The organism is Micromonospora phytophila (assembly GCF_023656545.1).
Classification (GTDB): Bacteria; Actinomycetota; Actinomycetes; order Mycobacteriales; family Micromonosporaceae; genus Micromonospora; species Micromonospora phytophila.
Genome location: NZ_JAMOKF010000183.1, coordinates 1 through 11150 on the forward strand (window position 1 = coordinate 1; position 11150 = coordinate 11150).

At 73.7% G+C, this 11150-nt stretch carries 9 protein-coding genes and 2 pseudogenes; 3 read left to right on the plus strand and 8 right to left on the minus strand.

Annotated features, from left to right (window positions below):
* A pseudogene (locus NCC78_RS32575) lies at nt 1–511 on the minus strand (hypothetical protein); the annotation flags it as partial.
* A 59-nt stretch (nt 512–570) separates the two neighbouring features.
* Nucleotides 571–1801, minus strand: a pseudogene (locus NCC78_RS20155) (thioredoxin domain-containing protein); the annotation flags it as partial.
* A 138-nt stretch (nt 1802–1939) separates the two neighbouring features.
* Between NCC78_RS20155 and NCC78_RS20160 the strand changes: the two are divergent.
* Nucleotides 1940–2968: a phosphatidylinositol-specific phospholipase C domain-containing protein gene (locus tag NCC78_RS20160; protein WP_250796264.1), complete on the plus strand. Its 1029-nt coding sequence runs from the start codon at nt 1940–1942 to the stop codon at nt 2966–2968.
* Between the two features lie 176 nt (nt 2969–3144).
* Here the strand turns inward: NCC78_RS20160 and NCC78_RS20165 are convergent, their stop codons facing one another.
* The 3 genes from NCC78_RS20165 to mca all read right to left on the minus strand — a co-directional run bounded on the left by NCC78_RS20165 (nt 3145) and on the right by mca (nt 7078).
* Nucleotides 3145–5613, minus strand: a complete 2469-nt coding sequence (locus tag NCC78_RS20165; RefSeq protein WP_250796272.1) for a putative bifunctional diguanylate cyclase/phosphodiesterase — start codon at nt 5611–5613, stop codon at nt 3145–3147.
* A 241-nt stretch (nt 5614–5854) separates the two neighbouring features.
* Nucleotides 5855–6148: a hypothetical protein gene (locus NCC78_RS20170; protein ID WP_250796265.1), complete on the minus strand. Its 294-nt coding sequence runs from the start codon at nt 6146–6148 to the stop codon at nt 5855–5857.
* Nucleotides 6149–6196: 48 nt separating this feature from the next.
* A complete protein-coding gene (gene mca / locus NCC78_RS20175) occupies nt 6197–7078 on the minus strand; it encodes a mycothiol conjugate amidase Mca (RefSeq protein WP_250796266.1) in 882 nt (293 codons plus the stop codon).
* A gap of 188 nt (nt 7079–7266) precedes the next feature.
* On the opposite strand from mca, the gene NCC78_RS20180 reads away from it, so the two are divergent.
* Together NCC78_RS20180 and greA are read left to right on the plus strand one after the other, a co-directional pair.
* A complete protein-coding gene (locus NCC78_RS20180) occupies nt 7267–7701 on the plus strand; it encodes a DUF4307 domain-containing protein (protein ID WP_250796267.1) in 435 nt (144 codons plus the stop codon).
* Between the two features lie 153 nt (nt 7702–7854).
* Entirely contained in the window at nt 7855–8352 is a 498-nt protein-coding gene (gene greA / locus NCC78_RS20185) for a transcription elongation factor GreA (RefSeq protein ID WP_250796268.1), read from the plus strand.
* Between the two features lie 82 nt (nt 8353–8434).
* Here the strand turns inward: greA and ilvA are convergent, their stop codons facing one another.
* The 3 genes from ilvA to NCC78_RS20200 form a co-directional block, all read right to left on the minus strand.
* Nucleotides 8435–9655: a threonine ammonia-lyase gene (gene ilvA / locus NCC78_RS20190; RefSeq protein WP_250796269.1), complete on the minus strand. Its 1221-nt coding sequence runs from the start codon at nt 9653–9655 to the stop codon at nt 8435–8437.
* Nucleotides 9652–10560: a DUF4328 domain-containing protein gene (locus tag NCC78_RS20195; protein WP_250796270.1), complete on the minus strand. Its 909-nt coding sequence runs from the start codon at nt 10558–10560 to the stop codon at nt 9652–9654. The genes ilvA and NCC78_RS20195 overlap by 4 nt, the downstream gene beginning before the upstream one ends.
* A gap of 11 nt (nt 10561–10571) precedes the next feature.
* Nucleotides 10572–11150, minus strand: a 579-nt coding sequence (locus tag NCC78_RS20200; protein WP_250796271.1) for an amidase family protein, incomplete at its 5' end; no start/stop codon positions are given.

Sequence of the window (11150 nt, forward strand, 5' to 3'; positions counted from 1 at the left end):
CGGGGGGGTCACCGGTCGGCGCGTCGGTGACCACCGCGATCTCGTACGGCCCGGAGAGCAGCGCCTCGCCGACGGTAGCCGCGTAGCCGGTGAACCGGGCGTGCCGGCCGACGATCGGCGCCACCGTCGACAGCGCCGCCTCGGCCGCCTCCCGGTAGCGGGTCTCGCCGGTCAGCGCCGCGTACGCGACCAACGCCGCGACGACGGCCGAGCGGCCGGACGGGGTGGCGTTGTCGGTCGGGTCGGCCGGCCGGCTCACCAGCCGCTCGGCGTCGTCGGCGGTGTCGTAGAACCCCCCGCCGGGGGCGGCGAACCGCTCCAGCGCGACGTCGAGGAGCCGGCCGGCCAGCTCCAGCCAGCGCCCCTCCCCGGTGAGCTGGTGCAGGGCGCAGAACGCCTCGGCCACGCAGCCGTGGTCCTCCAGCACGCCGGCCGGCTCGCCGACCACGCCGCCCCGGGACACCCGGCGCAGCCGGCCGTCGACGAGGTGCCGGTCGGCCAGCACCTCGCCGATCCGGACCGCCGCGGCGGCGGTCACCGGGTCGCCGGTCAGCGCGGTGTGCTCGACCAGCGCGGTGACCGCCAGCCCGTTCCAGGAGGCGACCACCTTGTCGTCGCGGGCCGGTTGGGGCCGGGTGTCGCGCACCTCGCGCAGCCGGGCCCGGACCTGCTCCCAGCGGGCGGCGACCGCCGGGTCTACGTCGTCGACGTCCCGCGCGAGCCGCAGCACGCTCATCCCGTGTTCGAAGGTGCCCTCCTCGGTCACCGCGAAGAGGTCGGCGGCGAAGCGGCCGTCGGACTCGCCCAGCGCCTCCACCAGCTGGGCCGGGGTCCAGGCGTAGGTGAGCCCCTCGACGCCCTCGGTGTCCGCGTCGAGCGCCGAGGCGAGGCCGCCCTCGGGGGTGCCCAGATCGTCGATCATGAACGCGGCGGTCTCGGCGGCGACCCGGGCGGCGAGGGGGTCGCCGGTCAGCCGCCAGAGCTGGGTGTACGTGCGCAGCAGCAGGGCGTTGTCGTAGAGCATCTTCTCGAAGTGCGGCACGGTCCAGTGCCCGTCGACGGAGTAGCGGGCGAAGCCGCCGGCGAGCTGGTCGTAGATGCCGCCCCGGGCCATCGCCTCGCAGGTGTGCCGGACGATCTCCAGGCTCCGCGGCGCGCCGGTGCGCTGGTGGTGGCGCAGCAGGAAGAGCAGGTTCATGTGCGGCGGGAACTTGGGCGCGCCGCCGAAGCCGCCGTTCGTGGCGTCGTGCTCCCGGGCGAGCTGCTCGGCCGCGGCGTCGAGCAGCGCGGCGTCCAGCGGCGCGGTGGGACCGCCCACGGCCTGGGCGCCGCCGATCGCCTCCACCACCGCGGCGCCCTGCTTGACCACGGCGTCGCGCTGGTCCCGCCAGGCGGCGGCGACCGACTGGAGCAGCTGGACGAAGTTCGGGCGCGGGAAGTAGGTGCCGCAGAAGAACGGCGTGCCGTCCGGGGTGGCGAAGACGGTCATCGGCCAGCCGCCCTGCCCGGTCATCGCCTGGGTGGCGGTCATGTAGACGGCGTCGACGTCGGGGCGCTCCTCGCGGTCCACCTTGATCGACACGAAGTCGTCGTTCATCAGCGCGCCGACCTGCTCGTTCTCGAACGACTCGTGGGCCATGACGTGGCACCAGTGGCAGGCGGCGTAGCCGACCGAGATGAGCACCGGCACGTCGCGCCGCTTCGCCTCGGCGAACGCCTCGTCGCACCACGGCCACCAGTCGACCGGGTTCTCCGCGTGCTGGAGCAGGTAGGGGCTGGTGGCGTCAGCGAGTCGGTTCACCCGACGACCATAACCAGCCCGCGCGGCGAGCGCCCGTGCTCCGGCGCGACGGTCAGCCGACCGACCTGGACGGTCCCACTTCCGTTAACGTTTATGTATTTGAATCTGTGCATGTTCCGTTCACGAGGAGGCACGTCCATGCGCAGACTCCCCGTCCTGTCCGCCCTCGCGGCCGGCGCGCTCGCCGCGTCGCTGCTCACCGCGACGCCCGCGCCGGCCGCCGTCGACCCGGGCGCCCGGATCTCCGCGACCACCGGCGTCGGCACCCACAACGCGTACGAGAAGAGCACGTACACGTACCTCGCCCAGGCGCTGGACGCCCGGCCGGGGCTGATCGAGCTGGATGTCTGGCCGGACGTGTTCGCGCGGCAGTGGCGGGTCAGCCACTCCAACCCGCTCGGCAACGACAACAACTGCGTGGCCGCCACCAGCGCCGCCCAGCTCTACACCGGCACCCGCAACAGGAACCTGGAGCACTGCCTGGACGACATCCGGCTCTGGCTGGCCGCGCACCCCGACGCCGGGCCGCTGATCCTCAAGCTGGAGCTGAAGACCGGCTTCAGCAGCCGTACGGGCCAGGGGCCCGTCCAGCTCGACGCGCTGCTCGCCGCCCGGCTCGGCGACCGGGTCTTCACCCCGGCGAAGCTACGTGGCACGCACCCCACCCTGGACGCCGCCGCCCGCGCCGACGCCTGGCCGACCCGGCAACAGCTCGCCGGGAAGGTGATCGTCGAGCTGATCCCCGGCACCGTGGAGGAGGGCAACCCGACCGACACCCTGTGGACGGACGTCGAGTACGCCCGCCACCTCGCCGCGCTGGCCGCCGCCGGCACGCTGGCCCGCGCGCAGGCGTTCCCGGCCGTGCACCGCGCCCAGGCCGGCGACCCCCGCGCCCGTTACGCCGACGCGAGCCTGCGCCCCTGGTTCGTGGTCTTCGACGGGGACGCGACCACGTACGCCACCGGCGGCATCGACACCGCCTGGTACGCCGCCAACCGCTACCTGCTGGTGATGACCGACGCGCAGAACGTCCCACCGGCGGTGGGCGGCGACCCGGACGCCGCCCGGGCCCGGCTCGCCGAGCTGGCCGCCCGGCACGCCAGCATCGCCTCCGCCGACTGGGCCGCCCTGCCCGACGTCCTCGACGACGTGCTTCCCCGCGCCTGAGCACGGGAGGTCCGCGCCACCGGGAGCCGCCCCGGTGGCGCGGACCTACCAATCGGCAATGGCGACCTGGCCCGCGTGCCCACGGCTGCGCTGCCGGTCGACGCCCTCCGCCCACCGGGTCGGCGGACCGGGCTTCCCGCGCCAGCAGACCGACGGCGACCAGCGCGGTGATGCCGTCAGGAGGCGCCGTCGGCGCGCAGCGGGAAGACGTTCGGGCGGGCCTCGTCGAGCAGTGAGCCGAGGACCGCGGCGATCTTGTCGGGGGGCATCGGCTTGAAGAAGTGGTAGCCCTGCGCGGCCGTGCAACCCAGCTCGGTCAGCGCCAGACGCTGCTCGGCCGTCTCCACGCCCTCGGCGACCACCCGCAACCCCAGCTCGTGGGCCAACCCGACGGTGGTCCGCACGATCGCCGCCGCCTCCGGGGAGTCGACCATCCGGATCACGAAGGAGCGATCCACCTTCAGCTCGTCCACAGTGATCCGGGTGAGGAAGGTCAGCGAGGAGAAGCCGGTGCCGAAGTCGTCCACCGCCAGTTGCACGCCCATGGACCGGAGGGTGGCCAGCACCTCGTCGATCACCTCCAGCTCGCTCATCACCACCGTCTCGGTGATCTCCAGCACCAGCCGGTGCGGCGGGACCTGGTGCTGGCGCAGCGCGGCCGCCACCTCGGCCGGCAGCCGCCGGTCCAGTAGGCTGCGGGCGGAGAGGTTGACCGAGATCGGCACGTCGAGCCCGGCGCGGGCCCAGTCGGCGGCGACCGCGAGCGCCTTGTCCAGGACGTACCGGGTGAAGGCGCCAAGCTGCTCGCTGTTCTCCACGGGGCGGATGAAGTCCTGGGGGCTGAGCAGGCCCCGACGCGGGTGCCGCCAGCGGATCAGCGCCTCCACCCCGGTCGGCGCCCCGGTGGCCAGGTCGACCGCCGGCTGCAACGCCAGCACCAGCTGGTCGTCGACCTCCAGCGCCTCGCGCAGCTCGGCCAGCAGGGCCAGCTGGTCGGTGCTGGCCGCGTCCCAGGCGGAGTCGTACGCGGCGACGCTGCCACCGCCCTCCTTGGCCTGGTACATCGCGATGTCGGCCCGACGCAGCAGCTCGGTCAGGTCGGCGGTGCCGGCGTCGGCGACCACCACCCCGACGGAGACCTCGATGGACATCCGGACCCCGGCCACCTCGGTCGGCGCGGCGAGCCGCTCGGCGATCTCGCGGGCCTGCCGCAGCGCGTACGCCATCGGGGCCGTCCGGTCACCGACCACCGGGACGGATGTCAGCAGCAGCGCGAACTCGTCGCCGCCGAGCCGCCCGAGCAGGTCCCCGGAGCGGGCCAGGGTGCCCAGCCGGTTGGCGGTCAACCGCAGCAGCTGGTCGCCGGCCGCGTGCCCGAGGGTGTCGTTGACCTCTTTGAACTGGTTGATGTCGAGCAGCAGCAGCGCCACCGGATGGTCGTGGGCGAGCTGCCGCAGCGCCTGGTCACCCTTGCTGAGCATGGCCGCCCGGTTGACCAGCCCGGTGAGCTGGTCGTGCACCGCCTCGTACGACGAGCGGGCGGTGACCAGCCGCAGCTCCCGGTGGGTCGCGGCGTCGTGCAGCGCGGCGGCGAGGGCGTCGCCGAAGGCGGCCACCGCGTCGCGCTCCCGGGCGCTCGGCGGGGCCGAGCGCGGGAAACGGACGCGCAGTTCGCCGACCTGGGCGGCGCCGACGGTGAGGGTACGGAGCAGTTCGTGCTCGTCGGAGTCGGTCCCGGCCGGTGGGCCGACCTCCCGGTCGACCACCTGACCGCCCGGGTCGCCCCGGTAGCGCCGCCACCCGCCGTCGCCGCGCGCCACGTCGACGTCGACGAGTTCGGCGTTGAAGAGCGCGAGCGCGCCGGTCACTGCGGCGGTGGCCACACCCCGTTCGTCGAGCTGGTTGAGCGCGGCGGTGGCCTCGGCGAAGGCGCGCCAGGTGCGGCGCTCCCGGTCGGCCCGGAGCCGGTGCCGGTAGGTCTGTTGCAGCAGCCAGAGCGGGGGCGGGAGCAGCAGCAGCCAGCGCGGGTCGAGTTCCAGCAGCGCCACCACGACCAGGCCGACGGCGACGTTGCCGACGAACATCAGCAGCTTGCCCCGGAGCGCCGCGAGCAGCGGCGGCCCGATCGGTACGCCGTGCCGCAGCGCCAGGGTGGCGCCGCCCAGCCAGGCGGTGGTGAAGAGGTAGGTGACCGAGCCGGCGATCACGGCGAGCGCCAGCGCCGGGGTCGGCGCGGCCAGCAGCGGCTCGCCCAGGGCGGTGCTGACCGACACGGCCAGTGCGGTGGCGGCGGTCAGCGAGGCCGCGATCCGGACTACCTCCAGCACCGGCCGACGGTCGCCGAACAGCGACATCGCCGACCAGGCGAACCCGGCGCCGAGCAGGGTGGCGGACGGCAGCCAGCCGGCGGGCACCAGGTAGAGGCAGACGATCAGCGCCGCCTCGCCCCAGGTGATGCTGACCATGCCGGCGGAGGTGCGGAAGCGCAGTCGGGCCAGTTGGGCGACGGCGAACACGGCGACCGCGACGCCGAACCGGGCCGGACCGCCGAGCGGGTCGTCGGCGGGCAGGCGGGGCGGCAGCGTCAACCCCACCGCGGCGGCGGCCAGGGCGGTGAGCAGCACGGCGCCGGTGAGCAGGAGCAGCCGCGCCGGAGCGGCGCGGCTGTCGGGCCGGTCGAGCGAGTCGCCGGCCCTGCCGGAGGTCACCGACCTCCTCCGTCTGCGGACCGGTCGACGGTACGACGGGCGGCCGCTGCTGTGGTGGTCATCGGCGCCCCCTCCCGCGCACGGCTCGGGGACGTTGGTCCCCCCGGCGGAAGGCTAAGCCAAACCCGGTGACCGCAACAGGGGGCGACGACCGGGTTCGACGTGAATCATGCGCGGACTACCCGTTCCGGTGCTGCTGACGCCCGTCGGAAGCGTCCGAGGATGAATCCTGCGCTCGCGTCCCGTCTGTCGGATCGGCGACTGTCGCATCGGCCCGACCCGACCCGGCCGGCGGGGCCTGCTCGGGGAACCGGTCGGGCAGTCGACGCAGCCGGGCGTTCATGTTGCGGATCAGCAGGACGGTGGCGGTGGCCAGAAGCAGGATGAGGAAGAGGCCCATCGGCCCGGCCAGACCACCCGTGCGGGTGTCACCGAAGTTGTTCTCCGCGAGCACCTGGGCAGCGGTCAGCATGGCGTTCCTCCGATGTGCGGTTGGAGACCAGCGTAGCCCCGTACGGGGTCAGCGGGCATGGGCCGTCTCGCGCACTCCGGCGAAGAGGTCCGACTCGGGCAGCGGGCTGTCGACCATCGAGCGGACCAGCTCGAAGTCCTCGGTCGGCCAGGCGCGCTTCTGGAGGTCCATCGGCACGTGGAACCAGAACCCGTCCGGGTCGATCTGGGTGGCGTGGGCGCGCAGCGCGTCGTCGCGGACGGGGAAGTAGTCGGCGCATTCCACCCGGGTGGTGATCCGGGGGCCCTTGTCGGGACGGTCCTCCCACCGCTTGAGCCACTCCTCGTAGGGCGACTCCAGGCCGGCGGCGAGCATGCCCTCGTGCAGGGCCATGATCTTGCCCTTGGAGAAGCCGATGTCGTAGTAGAGCTTCAGCGGCTGCCAGGGCTCGCCCAGCTCCGGGTAGCGCTCCGGATCACCGGCGGCGTCGAAGGCCGCCATGCTGATCTTGTGGGTCATGATGTGGTCGGGGTGCGGGTAGCCGCCCTCCTCGTCGTACGTGGTGACGACGTGGGGGCGGAACTCGCGCATCAGGCGCACCAGCGGGCCGGCCGCCACCTCGACGTCCTGGAGGGCGAAGCAGCCCTCCGGCAGCGGCGGCAGCGGGTCGCCCTCGGGCAGGCCGGAGTCGACGAAGCCGAGCCACGCCTGCTCGACGCCGAGGATCGCCCGGGCGGCGTCCATCTCGGCCCGGCGGATCTCGGCGATGTCGGCCCAGACGTCCGGGCGGTCCATCTTCGGGTTGAGCACGCTGCCGCGCTCGCCGCCGGTGCACGTCACCACCAGGACGTCCACGCCCTCGGCGACGTACTTCGCGGTGGTCGCGGCGCCCTTGCTCGACTCGTCGTCCGGATGTGCGTGGACGGCCATGAGTCGCAGTTGCTCTGCCAACTTCGGCGCTCCTCGTCTCTGCCGGCCGGGGACTCTCCCGGACCGCCCGGCTGACCTGCCGGAATCCTCCCCCGCGCCGGGACCTGCCGGTGCCGACCTGTCATTCTTGACATCAGGACGGGCTGGGAGAATGGAACTCTGCCATTCTTGCCGATGCCGCCGACAACAACGCCAGGAGATACCCGCCGGTGACCGAGACGCACGCCACAATTCCACCGGGCGCGCCGGTTTTCCCGCCCGGACGGTACGGCCGTCGCCGTGACCCGCGCCGCCGCCGCCCCCTGCTGGCGGTGCTGTTGGCGCTCGCCATGGTCGCGGTCTTCAGCCTGGTCGCGGTCCGGCTCTACCAGCAGTACGGCGACCCGAACTACGACGCCCAGGTGATCACCTACACCGGGATCACCGACAACCAGGTGCTGGTCGACTTCCGGGTCACCGTGCCGGAGGGCGGTTCAGCGGTCTGCGTGCTGCGCGCCCGGGACCGCGACGGCGCCGAGGTGGCCCGGGAAGAGGTGACGGTGACCGCCCGACCCGGCGAGCGTCGGGTGACCGCCCAGCACCGGCTGGCGACCACCGCCCGCCCCTTCATCGGCGAGGTGGTGCGCTGCCGGCCAGCGGCCTGAGCAGCCACGACCGGGGGACGGACCACAGCGGCGGAACGCACCGTCGGCGTCGCGACAGGGCACCGACGGTGATCGTCGACACCCCGTGTCGTACCGCACTGGTAACTTGGAATTTCACCCGTCAGCCAGTACGCACGAACGAGGAGACCGCCTGTGTCCAATGGCAACGAGGCGCCCGCCACCTGGCTGTCCCAGGACGCGCACGATCGACTCCAGGCAGAGCTCGACGAGCTGATCGCCAACCGGCCGGTCATCGCCGCCGAGATTAACGCCCGGCGTGAAGAGGGCGACCTGCGGGAGAACGGTGGCTACCACGCCGCCCGCGAGGAGCAGGGCAAGGCCGAGGGGCGCATCCTCTATCTCAAGGAGCTGCTGCGCACGGCCCAGGTCGGCTCTGCGCCGACTGCCGACGCGGTGTCGCCCGGCATGGTCGTGACGATCTACTTCGACGACGACAAGGACGACACCGAGACCTTCCTGCTCGGCTCGCGGGAGATCGCCGCCACCACCGAGCTGACGGTCTACAGCCCCGAGTCGGCGCTGGGCAAGGCGATCCTCGGTGGCCGCCCCGGGCAGACCTGCACCTACACGGCCCCCAGCGGCGCCGACATCAAGGTGACCGTGGTCAGCTTCGAGCCCTTCACCGGCTGAGCCCCACCGCCCGGGCCCACAGCCCGGGCGAGGCCCACGGCCGAGGAGATTCGCATCAGTGGGGGCGTGGCACCGACCGGTGTCACGCCTCCGCCGCGAAGACCACCTGGTAGCCGCTGGCCCGCAACGCGCTGATCAGCGTGTCCGAGTGCTCGACGCCCCGGGTCTCCACCGACAGCGCCACCTCCACCTCACCCAGGCTCAGGTGCGGGTTGGCCCGCTGATGCTCGACGTCCACCACGTTCGCCCGGTGCTCGGCGATCTCGCTGAGCAGCGAGGCGAGCTGTCCCGGGCGGTCCGAGCAGCGCACGGTCACCCGCAGGTAGCGCCCGGCCGCCGCCAGGCCGTGCTCGATCACCCGCAGCATCAGCAGCGGGTCGATGTTGCCGCCGGAGAGGACCGCCACCACCGGTGGCTCCACCTCGACCGCGCCGGCCAGCAGCGCGGCCACGCCCACCGCGCCGGCCGGCTCGACCACCAGCTTGCCCCGCTCCAGCAGCATCAGCAGCGCCCGGGAGATGTCCTCCTCGGAGACCGTGACGATCTCGTCGACCAGCTTGCGGACGTGGGTGAAGGTCAGCTCCCCCGGCCGGCCGACCGCGATGCCGTCCGCGATCGTGCTGAACGCCGGCAGGCGCACCGGCTCGCCGGCCACCAGCGAGGGCGGGAAGGCCGCCGCGCTGGCCGCCTGCACGCCGATGATCCGCACGTCGGGCCGTAGCGCCTTGGCCGCCACCGCCATCCCGGAGACCAGGCCACCCCCGCCCACCCCGGTGATGATCGTCTTCACCTCCGGGCACTGTTCGAGGATCTCCAGCGCCACCGTGCCCTGGCCGGCGATCACGTCCCGGTGGTCGAACGGGTGGATCAGCACCGCACCGGTCCGCTCCGCGAAGGTCTGCGCCGCCACCAGGGACTCGTCGACGGTGTTGCCGACCAGTTCGACCTGAGCCCCGTACCCCTTGGTGGCCGCCACCTTCGGCAGCGGCGCGTTCACCGGCATGAAGACGGTGGCGTGCGTGCCGACCAGCCCGGCGGCGAGCGCCACCCCCTGGGCGTGGTTGCCGGCGCTCGCGGCGACCACGCCGCCGGCCCGCTCCGCCGCGGACAGCCGCGAGATCCGCACGTACGCGCCGCGCACCTTGTACGAGCCGGCGCGTTGCAGGTTCTCGCACTTCAGCCAGGTCGGCCCGCCCAACGCGGCGCTGAGCGGACGCGAGGGCTCCAGCGGGGTGGTCCGGGTGACGCCCGCGAGCAGTTCCCGCGCGGCGCGTACGTCGGCGAGACCGACCAGTTCCGTCATGCCCCGATCGTGCCACCCGCCGCCGGACCGTCCGGCAGCGACGCCACCGTCTGATCGGACACCGGTTGCGGGGCCGGCACGGCCGTGCCGCCGAACACCGGCCAGGCCGACGTGCCGCGCTCGATGCGGGCCTGCTGGGCGGCGGAGATCCGCCGGATCAGCACGACCAGCGACACCGCGGCGACCAGGCAGGCCAGCGCCGGCACCAGGTTCCACAGCGCCGCCTCGCGGTGGTAGTCGACGTAGAGCTGGAGATTCTCGGTGGTCCGCGGACCGAGCACCGGGTCGTACGCCTCGGCGCCGACACTGCGGAACAGGTCGGCGAAGGTGAAGACCAGCCAGCCCGCCCACCAGAGGCCGACCAGCACGGAGGCCCGGCCGCGCCCGAGGGTGTCCCGGGCGATGCCGGCCATCACCCGGCAGGGCACGAAGAGGTTGGCGATCGGCACCCACCAGCCGGTGATCGCCCAGTGGGCGTTGAGGTACGGCCGCGCGCCGGGGAAGGCGTCGGTGTTCTTCCGGGCCCGGAACATCCAGATCATCACCAGCGCCCCGGTGGTCAGGTGGACCACCAGGTACGACAGCGAGACGAGGCCCTCGACCAGGGTGACGCCCCGCAGCAGGCCGGCGAGGTCGGCGTCGTCGGCGGTCGCGCCCCACCGGGCCAGCACCGCGCGGGCCACCGGGAAGAGGGCCAGCAGCAGGTACACCGCCGTCGCGAGGCCCACGCCGACCGCCGCGGCGAGGCCCATCCCGCGTACGGCGTAGGTGGTGATCCCCGGCGACAGGGCCGGGGAGTCGAGCGGCGTGCCGCAGCTCTGGCAGTTGCTGATGGCGGGGGAAGTCTCGTTCCCACAGGTCTGGCACCGCATTGTCGTCCCCCGGGTGTGCGTGAAGGTGCGCACACGTTAAACGATCATGCGGTGGCCGGTGACCCCGTTCCGACCCGGGGGTAGCCGGGGGCGTGGCGGGACCAGGGGGCCTGCATCTCGAACTGGCCGGCGATGCCGAGCAGCAGCAGCTCCGAGCCGGGCGGGCCGACCAGCTGCACGGCCACCGGCAGCCCGTCCGGGCGCCGGCCGACCGGCACCACGAGCGCGGGCAGGCCGGCGATGTTCCACGGCGCGGCGTACGGGGCGTAGCGGATGTTGGCCGCCATGTTCGCCCGCCAGGACCGGCCGGCCCAGCCGGCGGCCTCCGGCGGCACCGTGGCCAGCGCCGGGGTGAGCAGCACGTCCACGGAGTGGTCGGCGAAGAAGCCGATGGACCGTTCCCGCCACGCGGCCCGGTCGGCCTCCCGGACGTACCCGCGCCGCTGCGCCCACTCACCGAGCGCCACGTGCCGGCGGGTGCGCCGCTGGAGGCCGCGCCGGTCCAACCCGGCGGCGCGCACGTCGGCGGCCGCCGCGGCGAACCAGGTGGCGATCCCCTGCAGGCCGAGTGCGGTCGGGTACACCGGGTCGGCCGGCACGGTGTCGTGGCCGGCGGCGGCGAG

Excerpts from the sequence above, each read along its gene's own strand:
- NCC78_RS20160 (WP_250796264.1), top strand. The coding sequence starts at position 1,940 with ATGCGCAGACTCCCCGTCCTGTCCGCCCTCGCGGCCGGCGCGCTCGCC.
- NCC78_RS20170 (WP_250796265.1), bottom strand. The coding sequence starts at position 6,148 with ATGCTGACCGCTGCCCAGGTGCTCGCGGAGAACAACTTCGGTGACACC.
- ilvA (WP_250796269.1), bottom strand. The coding sequence starts at position 9,655 with ATGACGGAACTGGTCGGTCTCGCCGACGTACGCGCCGCGCGGGAACTG.